19 protein-coding genes are annotated in these 17782 nt (G+C 74.2%); 17 read left to right on the top strand and 2 right to left on the bottom strand.

The features are described 5' to 3' along the window. The first annotated feature begins 31 nt into the window (after window positions 1–31). The 8 genes from AC4OR8_RS10800 to AC4OR8_RS10765 all read left to right on the top strand — a co-directional run bounded on the left by AC4OR8_RS10800 (window position 32) and on the right by AC4OR8_RS10765 (window position 6353). A complete protein-coding gene (locus tag AC4OR8_RS10800; protein WP_492165559.1) occupies window positions 32–1369 on the top strand; it encodes a hypothetical protein in 1338 nt (445 codons plus the stop codon). Continuing rightward, complete coding sequence (locus AC4OR8_RS10795; protein WP_492165558.1) at window positions 1356–1871, top strand: SigE family RNA polymerase sigma factor; 516 nt, start codon at window positions 1356–1358, stop codon at window positions 1869–1871. The genes AC4OR8_RS10800 and AC4OR8_RS10795 overlap by 14 nt, the downstream gene beginning before the upstream one ends. Continuing rightward, a complete protein-coding gene (locus AC4OR8_RS10790) occupies window positions 1868–2170 on the top strand; it encodes a thiamine-binding protein (protein WP_492165557.1) in 303 nt (100 codons plus the stop codon). Before AC4OR8_RS10795 ends, AC4OR8_RS10790 begins: the two co-directional genes overlap by 4 nt. Window positions 2171–2304: 134 nt before the next feature. Next, window positions 2305–2913 carry a thioredoxin-like domain-containing protein gene (locus AC4OR8_RS10785; protein ID WP_492165556.1) on the top strand — a complete coding sequence of 203 codons (609 nt, stop codon included), beginning with the start codon at window positions 2305–2307 and terminating at the stop codon, window positions 2911–2913. A gap of 71 nt (window positions 2914–2984) precedes the next feature. Next, window positions 2985–4928, top strand: coding sequence for a M3 family metallopeptidase (locus AC4OR8_RS10780; protein WP_492165555.1), 1944 nt, complete (start codon window positions 2985–2987; stop codon window positions 4926–4928). A 69-nt stretch (window positions 4929–4997) separates the two neighbouring features. Continuing rightward, window positions 4998–5402, top strand: a complete 405-nt coding sequence (locus AC4OR8_RS10775; protein ID WP_492165554.1) for a YjbQ family protein — start codon at window positions 4998–5000, stop codon at window positions 5400–5402. Further along, entirely contained in the window at window positions 5402–5944 is a 543-nt protein-coding gene (locus AC4OR8_RS10770; RefSeq protein ID WP_492165553.1) for a GNAT family N-acetyltransferase, read from the top strand. Before AC4OR8_RS10775 ends, AC4OR8_RS10770 begins: the two co-directional genes overlap by 1 nt. Before the next feature lie 37 nt (window positions 5945–5981). Further along, window positions 5982–6353, top strand: a complete 372-nt coding sequence (locus AC4OR8_RS10765; RefSeq protein WP_492165552.1) for a hypothetical protein — start codon at window positions 5982–5984, stop codon at window positions 6351–6353. Window positions 6354–6933: 580 nt separating this feature from the next. Here AC4OR8_RS10765 and AC4OR8_RS10760 read toward each other — a convergent pair. Then, window positions 6934–7704: an SDR family NAD(P)-dependent oxidoreductase gene (locus tag AC4OR8_RS10760; RefSeq protein WP_492165551.1), complete on the bottom strand. Its 771-nt coding sequence runs from the start codon at window positions 7702–7704 to the stop codon at window positions 6934–6936. Between the two features lie 79 nt (window positions 7705–7783). Here AC4OR8_RS10760 and AC4OR8_RS10755 point away from each other — a divergent pair, with 79 nt between their 5' ends. From AC4OR8_RS10755 to AC4OR8_RS10725, 7 genes are all read left to right on the top strand, one after another. After that, on the top strand, window positions 7784–8332 hold the full coding sequence (locus tag AC4OR8_RS10755) for a TetR/AcrR family transcriptional regulator (protein ID WP_492165550.1): 549 nt from the start codon (window positions 7784–7786) through the stop codon (window positions 8330–8332). 291 nt (window positions 8333–8623) lie between these two features. Next, window positions 8624–9952 carry an HNH endonuclease signature motif containing protein gene (locus tag AC4OR8_RS10750; protein ID WP_492165549.1) on the top strand — a complete coding sequence of 443 codons (1329 nt, stop codon included), beginning with the start codon at window positions 8624–8626 and terminating at the stop codon, window positions 9950–9952. A 565-nt stretch (window positions 9953–10517) separates the two neighbouring features. Further along, entirely contained in the window at window positions 10518–11288 is a 771-nt protein-coding gene (locus AC4OR8_RS10745; protein WP_492165548.1) for a hypothetical protein, read from the top strand. A 104-nt stretch (window positions 11289–11392) separates the two neighbouring features. Further along, a complete protein-coding gene (locus tag AC4OR8_RS10740) occupies window positions 11393–12856 on the top strand; it encodes a PepSY-associated TM helix domain-containing protein (RefSeq protein WP_492165547.1) in 1464 nt (487 codons plus the stop codon). A 150-nt stretch (window positions 12857–13006) separates the two neighbouring features. Then, window positions 13007–13675 (top strand): TasA family protein, encoded by a 669-nt coding sequence (locus AC4OR8_RS10735; RefSeq protein WP_492165546.1) that lies wholly within the window; start codon window positions 13007–13009, stop codon window positions 13673–13675. Window positions 13676–13804: 129 nt separating this feature from the next. Then, a complete protein-coding gene (locus tag AC4OR8_RS10730) occupies window positions 13805–14425 on the top strand; it encodes a signal peptidase I (RefSeq protein WP_492165545.1) in 621 nt (206 codons plus the stop codon). Further along, complete coding sequence (locus AC4OR8_RS10725; protein ID WP_492165544.1) at window positions 14422–14784, top strand: hypothetical protein; 363 nt, start codon at window positions 14422–14424, stop codon at window positions 14782–14784. Before AC4OR8_RS10730 ends, AC4OR8_RS10725 begins: the two co-directional genes overlap by 4 nt. Before the next feature lie 19 nt (window positions 14785–14803). Here AC4OR8_RS10725 and AC4OR8_RS10720 read toward each other — a convergent pair whose 3' ends face one another. Next, a complete protein-coding gene (locus tag AC4OR8_RS10720) occupies window positions 14804–15613 on the bottom strand; it encodes a response regulator transcription factor (protein WP_492165543.1) in 810 nt (269 codons plus the stop codon). 124 nt (window positions 15614–15737) lie between these two features. Between AC4OR8_RS10720 and AC4OR8_RS10715 the strand changes: the two genes are divergently transcribed. Beyond that, on the top strand, window positions 15738–16205 hold the full coding sequence (locus AC4OR8_RS10715; protein ID WP_492165542.1) for a hypothetical protein: 468 nt from the start codon (window positions 15738–15740) through the stop codon (window positions 16203–16205). A gap of 238 nt (window positions 16206–16443) precedes the next feature. Then, a complete protein-coding gene (locus AC4OR8_RS10710) occupies window positions 16444–17748 on the top strand; it encodes an MFS transporter (protein ID WP_492165541.1) in 1305 nt (434 codons plus the stop codon). Window positions 17749–17782 lie beyond the last annotated feature (34 nt).

Below are 17782 nucleotides of genomic sequence, written 5' to 3'. Positions count from 1 at the left end.
TATGAGGGGGTAGGACCCCGAGGAGGACCCGATGACCGCGCCCGACACGCTCCGACGACGTCTCGCCGACCTGGCCGAGGACGTGCAGGTCGGTCCCGACCCCGGCGACGCCTGGGACCGGGGCACCCGCTGGCAGCGGGAGCGCCGCGCCGGCACCGTGGGCGTCGCGGCGTTCGCCGCCCTGGTGCTGGTGGTGCTGGCCGGCGTGACCTGGCAGCGCGCGCGCCCGACGGTCGCCCCCGCGTCGTCGGACGCCGTCGCGGCGCTGCCCGACCGCTTGTGGGAGCCGGGCACGTGGTTGCCCGGCACGGGATCCACCGGCCCCGTGGGTCCGCTGGCCGCGGTGGTGCTCGCCGAGCGCGGGGGGTGGGCCGGCGGGTCGGACGGGCTCGTCGGCGTCTCGGCACTGGACGGCGGCTACGCCTACCTCGACCTGCCGGACGCCGCGCACGACGGCACCGGACGCCTCGCCGAGACGCCCGCGCTGGCGCCGGACGGTCGGCACGTCGCCTACTGGACCACCGGCACGACCTCCGCCTCGCCCAGCTCGGACAGCGGCCCGGTGACCGGGGTCGCGGTCTACGACACGGTCACGGCCGAGGTGGTGCGCCACGAGGTCGACACGGCGCACGGGCTCGGGTCGACCTCGCTGACCTGGGCCGACGACGACACCCTGGTCCTGGGCTACGGCCAGTACCTCGGCGGCGACGACGACCCCGACATGGACCAGGGCTCGATCGCCTTCGGCCCGGTGGCCACCTGGGACCTCGGCGACGAGGCCCCGGTGGTGCGCCGCGACGTGGAGCGGGGCGCCACGGTGGTCGACGCCGTCGACGGCGTGCTGCTCGACGAGAGCGGCGACCGTCCGCTCCTGCGTCCGGACGGGCGGGCCGCACCGCTCCCCGTCCCTCCGCGTGCCTGCGGGACCGCCGTGCTCGACCCGTTGGCGGAGCGCGTCGCCGTGGCGTCCGGCCGCGGGACGCGACAGGCCGACCGCTGCCCGAACCGCGTCCTGGTGGGTGACGTCGCAACAGGGACGACGCGTGTCGTGCCGGACTCCGACCGCACGTGGGAGGTGCTGGGCTGGGTCGGCGACGACGTGGCCGCGGTGCGTCTGCGCACGGTCGACGGCGAGCAGGTGATGACCGTCGACCTGCTCGACGTGCAGGCCGGGCGGGCGCAGCGCGTGCTCGCGACCGACGCCACGATGACGTTCCAGCTCGCCACCGACCTGCTGGCCCGACCCGCGCGACCGGGGGTCGAGCCGCCGACACCGCTGGACCCCCGGGTCACCAGCGGGACAGCCCTCGCGGTGGTCGCCCTGGGCCTGCTCGCCGTCCGCGCCTGGAGGCGCCGTGACCTCCCCTGACCGCGCCGGCTTCGAGGAGTTCGTGGCCGCGCGGCGCCCGGCGCTGCTGCGCACGGCCTACCTGCTGACCGGCCACCACGACGACGCCGAGGACCTGGTGCAGCTGGCGCTGGCCAAGACCGTGCCGCACTGGCGCAAGATCGCGGCGCGACCCGAGCCCTACGTGCGGCGGGTGCTGGCGCGGGAGAGCGTCTCGCGCTGGCGTGCCCGCCGCTGGCGGGAGACGTCGACGGCGGTGCTGCCCGAGGTGGAGGCACCCGACGCGCGGCTCGACGACCTCATCGACGACCGCGCGGTGCTGCGCGAGGCCCTGGCGAGCCTGCCGCCGCGCCAGCGCGCGGTGGTCGTGCTGCGGTACTTCGACGACCTCAGCGAACGGGAGACCGCCGAGGCGCTCGGCGTGGCGGTCGGCACGGTGAAGTCGCAGGCGCGGGACGCGCTGACCCGGCTGCGCACCGCCCTGCCCGCCGACGACCCCCGTCCCTCTACGGTGGAGCAATGATCGTGGCCTTCAGCATCAGTCCCACCAGCGGCGACGAGACCGGCGGCGTCTCCGAGGCGGTGGCGGCCGCCGTGCGGGTCGTGCGCGAGTCGGGACTGCCCTGCGAGACCAATGCGATGTTCACCAACATCGAGGGGGAGTGGGACGAGGTGATGGCGGTGGTCAAGCGCGCCGTGGACGTCGTCGCGGCCGTCTCACCCCGCGTCGGGCTGGTGCTCAAGGCCGACATCCGTCCCGGGTGGGACGGGCAGCTCACCGCCAAGGTCGAGCGCGTCGAGCAGATCCTCGACCGGGGATGACGCAGGTCCCGCCCGGTCCGCCCCCCTCTGGTCCGCCGCCGGCAGGTCCGCCGCCGGCAGGTCCGCCGCCCTACGGCTCGCCGCCGGCAGGCCCGCCGCCGGCCGGCCCGCCGCCGGGCTGGACGGCGTACCCGGTGGGTGGTCCGCCGCAGCCGCCGCGTCGCCGCCGTACGCGCCTGCTGCTCGCCCTGGCCGCCGCCGTGCTGATCGTGGCCGCGGCGGTGCTGGTGCCGCTGCTGGTCACCCGCGCCGAGGACCCGCCTGCCGAACAGCCCACGCTCGCGGCGGTGGAGCAGTACACCGACCTGCCCCGCGAGCACGTCGACGGCGACGTCGACTACCCGCAGTCGCCGCCCGTGGGCGGTCCCCACGACCCCGTCTGGCTCGACTGCGGCGTCTACGAGGAGCAGGTGCGCGAGGAGAACCTCGTGCACGACCTCGAGCACGGCACGGTGTTCATCGCCTACGAACCCGGACTGGCCGAGGACGTCGTCGCGGCCCTGGCCGACGTGCTGCCCGACAACGGCATCATGTCGCCGTGGGAGGGCCTGGACTCCCCGGTCGTCGTGACGGTGTGGGGCGAGCAGCTGGCCCTCGACGGCGCCGACGACCCCCGGCTCGACCTCTTCCTCGACGCGTTCGGCAACGGCGAGACGGCTCCCGAGCGGGGCGTGTCGTGCGCGGGCGGCGTCGACGACCCCGACGGCACCGTCGCGGCCGAGGAGCCCGGCCTCGCCGCCTGAGCCCTGCCTCGTCGCGTGAGCCCGCCGGTCGACCGGACCCGGTACGTCGGCGCGCGGGCTAGCCTGCGCGGGTGACCCCCGACGCCGGCCCGGCCGCCCCCGCTCCGCTCGTCCTCCCCGGGGTCGGTGACGCCGAGGCCTGGCACGCCTTCCTCGCCGACCGAGGCAGCGGCGGGCTCGCCGAGGCGCGCCGTACGGCCGACGCGATGCGCGCCCTCGACCCGGGTGACGCGAGCGCCCTGACGCTCTGGAACGACCTGCACCTCGCCCTCGCCAACGCCTTCGCGGTGTGCTCGCTGCTCTCGCAGGTGCACCCCGACGCCGCCCTCCGCGGGTCCGCCGAGGCGCTGGAGCAGGAGCTCCACCGCTTCCGCACCGCGCTGGTGCTCGACGCCGCCCTCCACGACCGGCTCGCCTCGGTGGAGCACGCCGTCGACGACCTGGGCGACGGCGCCCAGCGCCTGCTCAACGACGCCCTGCGCGACTTCCGCCGGGCAGGCGTCGACCGCGACGAGGAGACCCGGGCCCGCCTCACGCACCTCGCGGAGCGGGCCGGCGAGCTGGCCCAGGAGTTCTCCCGCACCATTCGCGACGGCGCCGCGGCCACCCGGGTGCCTGCGACGGCCCTCGACGGGCTGCCGGCCGACTACGTCGAGGCCCACCCGGTCGACGCCGACGGCACGGTGGAGATCACCACGGCGTACCCCGACACCCACCCGTTCCTCACGTTCTCCACCGACCGCGAGGCCCGCCACGCGGTCGCCACGACGTTCTACACGCTCGCCCCGGCCAACGACGCCGTGCTGCGCGAGCTGCTCGACGTGCGCCACGAGCAGGCCACCACCCTGGGCCACGACGGCTGGCCCGACCACGACGCCGAGGTCAAGATGATCGGCACCGGGGCGGCCGCCGGCGAGTTCGTCGACCGCATCGCCGCCGACGCACGCGCCGCCTCCGACCGCGACGTCGCCGTCCTGCTCGAGCGGGCCCGCGTCGACCACCCCGACCTGGCGCAGGTCGACGTCGCCGACAGCCGCTACTACACCGAGCTGGTGCGCCGCGAGCGCCACGACCTCGACGCGCAGGCCGTGCGCGCGCACTTCGACTTCACCCGGGTGCGCCGCGGTCTGCTCGACGTCACCGGCCGCCTGTTCGGGCTGACCTACACGGACGTGCCCGACGCGCCGGTGTGGCACGAGGAGGTCACCGTGCACGACGTCTCCCTCGACGGCGTCGTCCTGGGGCGGATCTACCTCGACCTCCACCCGCGACCCGGCAAGTACCACCACGCCGCGCAGTTCGACCTGGTCAGCGGTGTCGCCGGCCGGCAGCTGCCCGAGGGCGTGCTGGTGTGCAACTTCGGGCGCGGGCGGATGGCCCACTCGGAGGTGGTCACCCTGTTCCACGAGTTCGGCCACCTGCTCCACCACGTCCTGGCCGGGCGTCACCCGTGGGTGCGCTTCTCCGGGGTCGCGACCGAGTGGGACTTCGTGGAGGCCCCCAGCCAGCTGCTGGAGGAGTGGGCCTGGGACGCCGCCGTGCTGGCGACCTTCGCCACCGACGACGACGGCCGGGCCATCCCCGCCGACCTGGTGGCGCGGATGCGTGCGGCCGAGGAGGTCGGCAAGGGCTGCTACGCCCGCACCCAGATGTTCTACGCCGCCGTGTCCTACCAGTTCCACCGCGACCGGCCCGCCGACCTCACCGCGCGGCTGATGGAGCTCTCCGAGCAGTACGCCGCGTTCGCGGCGCTGCCCGGCACGCACTTCCACACCTCGTTCGGCCACCTGGGCGGCTACACGTCGGCGTACTACACCTACATGTGGAGCCTGGTGATCGCGAAGGACCTGTTCTCCGCCTTCGACCCCGCCGACCTGATGGCGCCCGAGGTCGCCACGCGCTACCGCGACCGGGTGCTGGCCGCGGGCGGCAGCGCGGACGCCGCCGACCTGGTCGAGCGGTTCCTGGGCAGGCCGTACGACGCCCGGGCCTTCCGCGCCTGGCTGGAGGGCTGAGCCTCCGCCCCGGCCGGGCCCACCCCCGGGTGAGGTCGCGGCCCGGCGGCGCCTGGCACGATCGCCGACATGGACTCCGAGACCCGCACCTTCCGCACCGGCGGGCGCGAGCGCGTCCTCGACATCACCCGCGAGGTGGCCGACTTCTGCGCCGGGCGCGGTGACGGCCTCGTGCACGTGTTCGTCCCGCACGCCACCGCGGGGGTCGCGGTGCTCGAGACGGGCGCCGGCAGCGACGACGACCTGCTGGCCGCGCTGGGTGACCTGCTGCCCGCTGACGACCGCTGGCGCCACCGGCACGGCTCGCCGGGCCACGGCCGGTCCCACGTGATGCCCGCGCTGGTGGCGCCGTACGCCTCGCTGCCCGTGCTCGGCGGCGAGGTGGCCCTCGGCACGTGGCAGAGCGTCTGCCTGGTCGACCTCAACGTCGACAACGCCGAGCGCACCGTGCGCCTGAGCTTCCTGGCCGGCTGATGGGCGCGCTGGAGGTGCGCCCGGCGCGGGTCGAGGACCGGGACGCGGTGGAGCGGGTGATCGCGGCGGCGTTCGGCGACGAGGGCCCGCGCGTGGTGCGGCTCGCAGCGGCGCTGGAGACCACGCGCAAGGTCGAGCTGGCCCTCGTGGCCGAGGTGGACGGCGCGCTCGTGGGCCACGTCGTGCTCAGCCGGGCCTGGGTCGACGCCCGCGACCGGCTGCGCCCGGTGCTCGTGCTCAGCCCGCTGTCGGTCGCCCCCGAGCACCACCGCCAGGGTGTGGGTGCCGCGCTGGTGGCCGACGCGCTGGCCCACGCCGCCGCCGACGGCTGGCCGGCGGTGTTCCTGGAGGGCGACCCCGGCTACTACGGGCGCCGCGGCTTCGTCCCCGCGCTCGACCACGGCGTCACCCGCCCGTCGGCGCGGATCCCGGCGGCCGCGTTCCAGGTGGCGCTGACGGCGCCGCTCGACCCGGCGCTGGACGGCGCACTGGTCTACCCCGACGCGTTCTGGGACTGCGACTGCGTCGGTCTCCACGACTGACCTCGTCGTCGAACACGTGTTCGACTAGGGTGGTGCGATGAGCTCCCCCGTCGCCCCGCCCGGCTGGCCGTTGGAGGTGCGCGCGCCCGACGCGCCCGACTGGGAGGCCACCGCTGCCGCCTGGCTGCTCGACCAGTGCCCACCCGACTACCGCGCCTATCCCGCGATGCGCAAGCACGTGGTGGTGCTCGCCCGCTTCGCCCTGCTGCACGTCGAGGCCGGCCAGGCGGCCTGTCGGCGGGGCCTCAGCGAGGCGCGCGCCGACCTGCGCCACGTCGTGCCGCCCGAGGTGGTGGAGGCCGCGGTCGAGACCTGGCTGCGCGAGGACGCCCGCCTCCTCGGCGTACGGCGCTCCGTCGGGCTCGTCGAGGACGCCCTCCGCGGCCGCCGCGACCGCCCCCGCCTCTGAGGTCCGCCCTTCCGCAGCGCCCGGCCCCGTTCTTTCGTTGTTTGAGCAGGGCGCGCGGCGCAGAGTCCCCGTTCGTTCGTTGGTTGAGCAGGGCGCGCAGCGCCCGTGTCGAAACCTCCGCAGCTGGTGCTGGGACCTGCTGTGGGACGGGTGCGAGCGGCCGGTCGTGTGGTCTCGATACACCTCGTCGCTGGCGCTCCTCGGCACTCGACCACCGAGGCGGGACACGTTCTCGACGAGCTGGCCCGTGAAACCGCGCCGGGTGGGGTTCAGCGCGGCCCCGTTGTCGTCAGCCGCCGCTGGTGGAGTCCGTGGGCGGGCGGTCACCGCCTCGTCGAAGACCGCCATCGCGGCGCCTGCGGTCTCACCGGCTGCGGTGAGGGAGGTCAGGGCGTAGCGGGGGTGGTCGTCCAGGAGGTGGAAGATCACGCACTCGTGGCCGCCGGCCAGGACGTACTCGGTGGCGTCGAGTTGCCCGCCCGAGTCTTGTGGCCCGTGCGTGGACCGAAGGCGCCTCGGCGTTTTCTGCCGCGCTGCTCCCGGCTGAGGATTCGCTGGCCGACTGTGTCGTCGATGCCTGTCAGGCCTTGTCGCGCATCATCCGCTCCGCTACTCGCAACCGGAAGCGTCGGGGGAACAGGCGGGTGGACAGCGTGGCCGTGACGCTGTTCGCGAGTCCGTCCACCACCGAGGGGGCCCTCCCCGGCATGGCCTTGAAGGCCGTGTCGACGACCTGCGCGGGTTGCCGCTTGTTCTTGGCTGCTCCCGGGTTCATCGGGGTCTCGGTGTCACCGGGGGCCACCGACAGGATCCTGAGGCCGTGGGCGCGGTTCTCCTCCGACATCGCTTCCGTGAGCATGAGTACCCAGCTCTTGGACGCCCCGTACGCGGCGAGGTGCGGGGTGGGCTGGTAAGCGGCTCCGCTGGCGACGTTGACGATCGTGCCCCGCTTGGCGGCGCGCATCCGGATGATGGCCGCGCGCGTGAGCAGGGTGAGTGCGACGACGTTGAGCTCGACCAGGTGCCGGATGGTCTCCTCGTCGGTGTCGGCCAGGTCTCCTTCGGGAGCCACGCCGGCGCAGTTGACGAGGTGGTCCAGGCGCGGAAGTCCGCTCGTCAGCTCACCGGTCAGCGTGGCGAGGGCAGCCGGGTCGGCGAGGTCGGCGACGTGCACGTCGACGGTGGTGCCGTGCTCGTGGGTCAGCTCGGCGGCCAACGCGTGCAGGGCGGTGGCCGAGCGTGCGACCAGGAGCAGGTCGAACCCCTCACGGGCGTAGCGGCGCGCGAACTGCTCACCGATGCCGGAGCTGGCGCCGGTGACGACGGCGAGGGGGCGGGTCGGGGTGGTCATGGTGTTCCTTCCGGTAGGTGGCCTCCACCGTACCGGATGACTCATCCACTTTGATTCGCAGTCCGGTTAGACTGCTCTGATGGAGGGACTGCGCAAGGACGCCGCACGCAACCGCGCCCGGATCGTCGATGCTGCGCGCGAGGTAGCCGCGCGGGGGGAGCCGCTGGCGTTGAACGCGGTCGCGCGGGCTGCCGAGGTGGGCGTGGGGACGGTCTACCGCCACTTCGCCTCGGTGGAGGAGCTCGAGGAGGTACTCGTGTGGGACCGGTTCGAGGAGTTGGCCCAGATCCTCCGGGCCTCGAGCGGGCCGCTGCTGGAACCGGTGCTGCGAGCGCACTTCGCTCTGCTCGTCGCCGACGAGCTGTTCGAGAAGGTGACCGCTCGGGCGACGCCGGTGCTGCAGCAGACCGATGCCATGCGTCAGGACCTGCTCGAAGGATTGGCGGTGCTGCTGGAGCAGGCCCGGTCGGCAGGTGAGGTGCATCCCGATGTCGACGCGCCGGCTGTGCTGCTGGTGATGTGCGGCGTCGCGCGAGCTGTTCGTGGTGCGCAACTGTCGCCGCAGAGCCCTCTGGCGCAGACGTTGCTGCAGGTGGTGCTCCGCGGTCTGCGCCACGCCGGCGCGTAGCGAGTTGGCCACCCAGACCCCTGATCGCCCACATGTCAAGCATGGCCGCGACGTCGCCGGCCCTCGATCACCCGCACATCAAGCACGAGCGGCAAGCCAACGGTGACCCGTCGGCGGTCATGCACGGCTCCCGCCCGCCGACCTGAAGGCCAGGGAAGTGTCATCATGAAGACCGGCGACAGTGTCACCGATGTGCTGATGCGGAACCGTCACCTATGTCCTGCGAGATGACAAGCCAGAAACCGGTGGACAGTCACTGCATTCGAACGTGTGTTCGAGTAGAATGAGGGCATGCCCAGCGCCCTCCGCTACCGCCTTCAGGACGCGTCGACCGACGCGCTGCTGAGCGAGGTCTGCGCGCACCGGGCAGCGGCAGATGCCGCTGAGGTGGCGCAGCTGGTGGCAACAGTCAGGTGGGCGGCTGCGAACGAGCTGGAGCCGTGCGACGACGTGCTCGAGGACGCAGCGACGGTGCCGGGCACCGACCGCCAGCTGGCGGTCGCCGGCGATGGTGCCCCGCTGGTGTCTGAGTTCGCGGTGGTGGAGCTGGCTGCTGCGCTGGGCATGTCCAGTGACGCCGGCATGCGGTACGTCGGGCACGCCCTGGAGATCGCCCACCGTCTGCCGCGGCTGTGGTCCCGGCTGACCGCCGGTGACGTGCAGGTGTGGCGGGCGCGTCGGGTGGCCGAGCAGACGCTCGCCTTGTCTCCGGATGCTGCGGCGTTCGTGGACCGCCACGTCGCGCCGGTGGCGTCGAAGATCGGGTTCCGTGCGCTCGATCGGCTGGTCGACGAGGCCATTGCGCGCCACGACCCGGCACAGGCTCGGGTCCGAGCGGCGAAGGCCGCCGACGACCGGTGCTTCGACGTGGACACCTCACAGGTGTCGGTGTTCGGCACCATGCACGTGGAGGGCGACCTCGACCTGGCCGACGCGTTGGACCTGGATGCGGCGGTTGCTCACTGCGCCGCGCAGCTGGCCGAGCTGGGCTGCACCGAGTCGCTGGACGCCCGCCGCGCGATGGCCGTGGGTGAGATCGCTCGTGCCCAGACCGCCCTCGACCTGACCCGCGACGACACCGAGGCCGCCCGGACACCGCGTCGACGACCGGCCCGGCAGGTGGTGCTGCACGTCCATCTCAGCGAGGCGGCACTGCGCAACGACGCGCCCGACGACCTCCACCTGGCCCGGGTGGACAAGACCCGCTCGTTCGTGACCGCCGACCAGGTCAAGACCTGGTGCGCCACCAGCCGCACCCAGGTCACGGTCCGGCCGGTCCTCGACCTCGCGGAGCAGCTGCGCAGCGACGCCTACGAGGTCCCCGACCGGATGCGCGAGCTGGTCGTGCAGCGTGACGGCACCTGCCGCTTCCCGCACTGCACCCGCCCCGCCCGGTCATCCGACGTCGACCACATCACCCCCTACCGAGCGCTGAGTGACGGCGGCCCACCCGGCCAGACGTCGACCGACAACCTTGCCTGCCTGTGCAGGCGCCACCATCGGGCCAAGACCCACGACGGCTGGACCTACACCCGCACCGCCGCCGCGGCCTATGAGTGGGTCAGCCCGCACGGACACCGCTACGCCGTCGCCCCGACCGGCACCACCCACCTCACCTGACCGCGCCCTGCTCGGCGGGCAGTTCCTCGCTCGTTGGTCGGCAGGGCGCGCTAGCGCCCGACCCCCTCGTTGGTTGAGCAGGGCGCGCTAGCGCCCGTGTCGAAACCCCCGCAGCCGACGCTGGAACTCGCCCTGGTCGAGTCCCAGCGGATGGTTCCGTGGTCTCGATACACCTCGTCGCTGGCGTGGTTCCTGAGGAGCGAGCGCAGCGAGCGTCTCGAAGGGCTCCTCGGCACTCGATCACCGAAGCGGGCCGGGGTTCGTTGGCGAGTACGGCGCGCAGCGCCCGGCCCCTCATCGTTGGTTGGGCAGGGCGCGCAGCGCCCGTGTCGAAACCCCCGCAGCCGGCGCTGGTACCTGCCCCGGTCCAGTCCCCGGCGGACGGTAGTGGTCCCGATACACCTCGTCGCTGGCGTGGTTCCTGAGGAGCGAGCGCAGCGAGCGTCTCGAAGGGCTCCTCGGCACTCGACCACCGAGGCGGGGTCCGTTGGCCGAGCAGGGCTACCGGCGAGCATCCGGTTCACGAGGAGCGTGGGGCGGGGCGGGGTGCGATGATGGGGCCGTCATGCCGCCGCCCTCGACCCCCACCACGCCGGCAGGCCGGGTGGATCCGGTCGTGCTGTGGCTGCGGGCGCTCGCGCTGACCGCGGTGACCCTGTTCCTCGGGGTGGTGGGGCACGTCTCGGCCGACGGGCTGCTGCCCGGGGCGGCACCACTCGTGGCGCTGTCGACGTCCACCCTGCTCACCTGCGTCGCGGTCCTCGGGCGGCCCGCCTCGACGCTGCGCATGGTGGCCCTGCTGGTCGGCGGCCAGACGGCCGTCCACCTCGTGCTGAGCGCCACCGCCGGCCACACCGGTGCCGCTGACCCGGCCGCTCACCCGGCCGCCCACCCCGCTACCCACCCGGCCACCCACACCGGCACGACCGCGGCCGACGGCGTCCTGCCCGTGGTCGACGGGCGCCGCGTCGGGTCGCTGCTCGACTCCTACCTCGCCCGCGCCCCCGACACCGGGGCCGCCCCGTCGCTGCCGCTGGGCCACCTCGTCGACGACCTCACTGCGCACGCCCCGATGATGGTGGCCCACCTCGTGGCGGCCGCGCTGGTCGGCCTCTGGCTGGCCGTGGGGGAGCGCACCCTGTTCACGCTGCTCGCCCTGGCCGGGACCGTGCTCGTCCGTCCGTGGCTGCTGGTCGCGCGCCTCCGCACCCTGCGCGCGCTGCGGCTGCCCGCCGCGCCCCGCGCCGCCACCGACCGGCCCGACCTGCCACCCCCGGTCACCGCCCTCCTCGCCCGCTGCGTCGTACGCCGCGGGCCGCCCGCTCTCCTCGCCTGAGCCACCCCCGCGCGTCGACGTGTGTCGACGCGCGTCCCTGCGTCCCCGCCCGAGCGCCCCCGTGCGTGCTCGCGCCGCGCGACGCCGACTCCAGGAGAGCCGCGATGACCGATGCCCTGACCACCCCGCCGACCCCCCCGTCCACCCGCGCCGACCGCCCCGACACCAAGCGCCCCGACACCAAGCGCCGCGCGCGCGGCAGCGGACTGTTCCGCGCCGCCTGGCGCTGGCACTTCTTCGCCTCCTTCCTCGTGGTGCCCGTGCTGCTGGTGCTGGCCGTGACCGGCCTGATCTACCTCTTCCGGTTCCAGCTCGAGCCGCTGATGCACGACGAGATCATGCACATCGACCCCCCGGCGGCCGCCGAGGTGCGCCAGCCCTACGCCGCGCAGCAGTCCGCGGTGGAGCGGGCCTACCCCGACGCGACCGTGGTCTCGATGACCGAGCCGGCGGAGGCCGACGACGCCGTCGTGTTCTCGGTCGTGCAGCCCGACGGCACCCCCCGCGACGTGTACGTCGACCCGTTCGGCCCCGACGTGCAGGGCTCGGTCAACCCCGACACGACCCTGTCGGGCACCGCCGTGCGCATCCACGCCGACCTGATGGCGGGTCGCCTCGGCGAGCACCTGCTCGAGCTCGGCGCCTGCTGGGCCATCGTCATGGCGCTCACCGGCTACTACCTCTACGTGCGCGGCGCCAAGGCCCGGCGCCGGGCCCGTGCAGCGGCACGTCCGGGCAGCAGGCTGCGCTCGCGGCACGGCGCCGTCGGGCTCGCGGTGGGCGGCAGCCTGCTGTTCCTGCTGGTCTCGGGACTGCCCTGGACCGGGGTGTGGGGCGAGACGGTGCAGCAGGTGGCGACCGGTCGCGGCAGCTCGCTGTGGAGCACCGACCCGGGCGCGCTCTCGGCCCCGACGTCCACCCTCGACGAGTCGCTGCCGCACGGCCACGGCCAGGACGTGCCGTGGGCGATGGGGGAGAGCGAGGTGCCGCGCTCGGGTGGTCCCAGCGACGACGGCAGCGTGGCCAACGTCGACACCGCCGTGGCGGTGGCCGACAGCGAGGGCCTGCGCCACCCGTTCACCGTGGCGCTCCCGCCCGACGACGTCGCTGCCGACGGGGTCTACTCCGTCATCGGCTACGCCTTCGACGCCCCCTCCGACGAGCGCACCGTGCACGTCGACCGCTACGACGGCGAGGTCGTGTCCACGTACGGCTTCGACGACTACCCGACCCTCGCCCAGGTCGTGTCCCACGGCATCGGCCTGCACGAGGGCCGCAGCCTGGGGCTGTGGTCGTTCTGGGGTGCGGCGCTGTCGTGCCTGGCCATCGTGTTCATGTGCCTCTCGGGCCCGCTGATGTGGTGGCGGCGGCGACCGTCGGGCGCCGGCCGGGTCGGGGCCCCGCGGGGCCGGCTGCCGCTGCGCTCGACCCCGCTGCTGCTGGCAGCCGTGGTGGCGCTCGGGGTGTTCCTGCCGCTGTTCGGGCTCTCGCTGGTGGTGGTGCTCGCCATCGACCAGCTGGTGCTGCGCCGGGTGCCGGCCCTCGCGGGGTGGTTCGACACCGTGTGACGGGGGTCGGGAAGGGGTGGGTGGACCTTGCGGTGGTCTTGAGGGAACGTCGGGTCTTTGCGCGGCTCGGGCTTGAGCCGGCGGCGGCAGAGTTCTGGTCATCAGCACGACGCCGGCAACCGGCCGGCACACGAGACCAAGGACTCCCCGATGCGCACTGCACACAAGACCACCACCCGCCGCTTCTCCAAGGGCGGCTTCCGCGTCGCCGCGTCCGTCGCCCTCGTGGCCGGCGCCGCCTCGGTCGCCGGTCTCGGCACCTTCGGTGCGTTCACCTCGACCACCACCGCGGTCGACGAGACGGTCGCCTCCGGCAACATCGTGCTCACCACCTCCACCCCGAGCCGCGGCTTCGACGTGCCGGTCTCCAAGATGGTGCCGACCGACACCGCCGACCGCGCCATCACCCTGAACCGGGCCGCCAACAGCGAGGCCTTCGGCTCGGTCAAGATGACCACCACCGCCCCCGTGTCCAGCGTGCTCACCACCGACACCGCCAAGGGCCTGCAGATGACCGTCGACCTGTGCAGCCAGGCCTGGACCAAGGCCGCCAACACCGACGAGCTGACCTGTGGCGGCACCGTCACCTCGGTGCTCGCCTCCCGCGCCGTGGTCAACCCCAACGTCGACCTCGGTGCCGCCACCGTGGCCGCGCTCAACGCGGGCACCACCGCCGGCAGCGCCACCACCACCCCCGGCTCCGCCTTCCTGCGGGTGCGCCTGACGCTGCCCGAGGCCGCCGACAACACCTTCCAGGGCAAGAACGCCACGATCTCCTACGTCTTCGACGCCACCCAGCGCGCCGGCAAGGCGATCTGACCCGCCCCACCCGACCCCCGTGCGGTCACCTGGCGGTCCTCGTGACCGCACGGGCACCCACCGCCGGACCGCCGCCCGCCCAGCCGAGCACCCAGCCGCACGCACCGCCCCGACCGTGAGGACCACCCGATGAGCACCACGACCGCCCCCGCCTCCCCGGCGGCCCCGGACGCCTCGGCGACCGGGCGCCACCGCGGGACCGGCGACGCGGTCGAGCGCCGGGGTGCCACGGTCGGGACCGTGCTGTGGCTGGTGGGCAACGTGGTGACCAGCCTCCTGCTCGTCGCCTGCCTGCTCGCCTTCCTGCTGCTCGCGGTGGGGCCCCACGTGCTGGGCTACCGCACCGCCACCATGCTCACCGGCAGCATGGAGCCGGGCATCAGCCCCGGTGACGTCGTCGTGACCCAGCAGCGTCCCGCCGCGGACCTCGCCGTGGGTGACGTGATCAGCTACCAGATCCCGATCGAGGACCACCGGGTCGAGACCCACCGCGTGGTCGAGGTCATCCGCGGCGACGACGGCAGCGTCGCCGTGCGCACCCAGGGCGACGCCAACGCCGGCGCCGACCCGTGGACCGCCGTCATCGAGGGCGACACCGTGTGGCAGATGACCGCCGTGGTGCCCGAGGTCGGCACGGTCGTGCGCTGGCTGCGCGGCCCGATCGTCCAGCACGGCCTGCTGTGGGTCGCCCTCGCCTTCCTCGTCGTCCTCGGGCTCGTCCAGATCTGGACGCGCGAGGACGAGGAGTGAGCGCGGACCTCCCCGTGCTCGACGACGTCGCGCTGCAGGTCATGGCGCGCGAGGTGGCGAACACCGAGTTCGCCGCCGTCTTCGCCCGCCGCTACCGCGCGCTGCTCTGGGCCCGGGTCGACCGGGTGTCCCGCGCCGTCGAGGCCGACGACACCCCGGTCGCGCTCGACGCGGTGCTCAGCCTCCGCGTCGCCTCCACCACCGTCGGCGCCCACCGCCTGGCCCACGCCGCCGGCGACGTCGAGCAGGCCGTGCGCCGCGGTGACCACGACACCGCCGTCGACTGCGTGGGGCTGCTCGCCCCCGTCGCCGGTCGCACCGACCGCGCCCTTGCCGACTACCTCGCGCAGTGCGCCTAGGGCGCTGGTCGGGGAGCGGTCAGCCCGCGACGTCCATCCGGTAGCCGACCCCGCGCACGGTGCGGATGAACGCGCCGGCGCCGAGCTTGCGGCGCAGGTTGCCCATGTGCACCTCCACCAGGTGGGTGTCGGTGGCCCAGTCGGTGCCCCAGACGGTGCGCAGCAGCGTCTCGCGACCCCACACCCGCGCAGGGCTGCGCATCAGCGTGGTGAGCAGGTCGAACTCCGTACGGGTCAGCGGCAGCTCGTCGTCGTCGCGGAACGCCTGACGTCCGTCGACGTCGACCAGCAGCCGGCCGTGGCGCAGCACCTCGTGGTCGGTGGGGGAGGTGTGACCCGTGGCCTGCTCCGCGGGAGCCGGCACGGCGGCCACCGGGGCGCCCAGGTCGATGCCGCCGGCGGGGGTGGGCGCGGGCCGGCGCGGACGGCGGAACAGCACGTTGACGCGGGCCTTCAGCTCGCGCACCGAGAACGGCTTGGCGATGAAGTCGTCGGCGCCGGTCTCGAGGCCGAGCAGCCGGTCGATCTCGTCGTCGCGAGCGGTGATCATGATGACGTAGGCGTCGGTGAGCTCGCGGATGCGGCGGCAGGTCTCGATGCCGTCGATGCCGGGCAGGCCGAGGTCGAGGGTCACCAGGTCGGGGTCGAGGGTGCGCACCGCCTCCACGCCCTCGAGGCCGGTGCCGACCGAGGTCACCTCGAAGCCCTGGGAGCCCAGCGAGATCTCGATCAGCGCTCGGATGTCCTCGTCGTCCTCGACGACCAGCGCCCGTCGCTCCGCCGAGGTCCCGCTCGTCTGCGGCGTGCCGTCCTGCCCCATGTCGCCCATCGCGGGTCATCATGGCAGACCTTGCGGCGCTCTTGAGGAAAGCCGCCGGATCGGTTGAACCCGGCGCGTCACGATGGTCCTACGTCCCGGCACCCGCCGTGCCGTCCCCGTTCAGGAAGCAGCCATGTCCCTCGCCGCCAGCCGCACCAGCGCCGCACTGCTGGCCGTGCTCGTGGCGCTGCTGGTGATGACACCGCAGCTCGCGTCCGCCGCCTTCCGCAGCGCCCCGCCGGCCCAGGCGGTCGCCGTGACGACGGCGACGATGGTGACGCCCACCGACCCCGCGGGCAGCTTCAGCTGCCGCGCCGGCCTCTTCGCCAACGAGAGCGTCGACGTGCGGCTCGACGGCTTCTCCGACACCGGCCAGCTGACCGGCGCCACGTACGTCTACACCCTCGTGCGAGAGGGCGTCGTGCGCGACACCGAGTCGACGTCGGCCCGCACCGCGTCGCTGACCTCGTCGTTCCGCAGCGACTTCGCCGCGACGTCCTGGACGTTGCAGGTGCAGGCCCGGCTCGGCGGGTGGACCAGCACGGTGGCAGCGGTCACCGTGACCTGCCCGGGGCTGACGAACCGCGTCATCGCCTTCTGAGGCACTCGTCGGCGGCTGGCAGCCCGGCTCTGAAAGCAAAATCTGGACGATCGTCCTGATTCGCGCATCTTTTTCCCGGGTCGGGGTGGCGCGGCGGCGCAGACCAGGCATGATGGGCGTCAGCCAGGTCGCGACTGATGCCCCCCAGAAGCCGCGGCCTGGCCTTCTACTTTCCCGGCCGGTGGTCCGTGAGCAGCCCGGCGCCACCCGCCCGCCCCACCCGGGGCACGATGGCTCGGTGACCTCCCGACAGCCCGGCGCCACGTCCGGTGACGCCCCCGACGGCGAGCCGGGCCACCTGCCGGGCTCACCGGGCTACCGGCGGCTCAACCTGGCGATGGCAGCGGCCGGGCTCGCGGCGTTCGGCATGCTCTACAGCACCCAGCCGCTGCTGCCGCAGCTCGGCGCGGCGTTCGACGTCGACCCCACCCGGGCCAGCCTGACCATCTCGGTGACCACCGGGGTGCTGGCGCTGCTGGTCATCCCCGCGACACGGCTCGGAGGACGCTGGGGCCGGGTGCGCACGATGCGGGTGGGCCTGCTGCTCGCGGTGGCCCTCACCCTGCTCAGCGCGCTCGTCCCGACGTACGGCGTGCTGCTGGCGGCCCGTGGGCTCACCGGCGTGGCGCTGGCCGGCGTGGTGGGGGTGGCGATGGGCCACGTGGCCGCCGAGGTGCACCCGCGGGGCCTGGCCACCGCCATGGGGCTCTACGTCGCCGGCAACTCCCTGGGCGGGGTGGGCGGACGGCTGGTGACCTCCGCCGTGGTCGACGTCGGCGACTGGCGCTGGGCCCTGGGTGGGCTCGGGCTGTGCGCCCTGCTGGCCACGGCCGCCTTCTGGCGCTCCGTGCCGGTGCCGGTGCGACCGGTGGACACCCCGTCGCTCCCGCACGACCGGCCGGGGCAGGAGCCGGGCCTGCGCGCGCTGCTGGGCGACCCCGCGGTGCTGGCCGTGCTGGCCCTGCCGCTGCTGCTGATGGGTGGGTTCGTGGCCACCTACAACTACCTGACCTACCGTCTCGCCCAGGCGCCGTTCGACCTGCCCGAGGCGGTCGTGGGCCTGGTGTTCCTGGCCTACCTCGCCGGCTCGGTGGCCTCGGCGGTGGCCGGGCGCAGCGCCGACCGGGTCGGTCGGCCGGTCGTGCTGGCGGTGTCGGTCGGCGTGATGGGCCTCGGGCTGCTGCTCACGCTGCCCGACCGGCTCCCGCTGGTGGTGCTCGGGCTGGTGGTGCTGACGTCCGGCTTCTTCGGGGCCCACTCCGTGGCCAGCGGCTGGGCGCCGGTGGTCGGGCGGCGGGCCCCGGCCCGCGCAGGCGCGCTCTACGTCGCCTCCTACTACCTGGGGTCGAGCGTCTTCGGCGCGCTGGTCGGGCTCGGCTGGCGCGCCGGCGGGTGGCCGGCGACCGTGGCCTGCGTGGGCGCGCTGCTGCTTGCCGCAGCGCTCGCCGCGGGGGTCCTGGTGCGCCTCGTGGCCCGCGTGCCCGGCGGCCCGGACGTGACCGGGGCAGGCTCGCCAGGACGGGCGGCGGTCCGGACACCCTGAGGGGTGGTGACCCCCGGGAGGGCCCCATCGCACG

This window comes from Nocardioides sp. FY1077, assembly GCF_058681775.1.
Note: the sequence above shows the minus strand (reverse complement) of the source record. Positions and strands in the feature narration are given on the sequence as shown.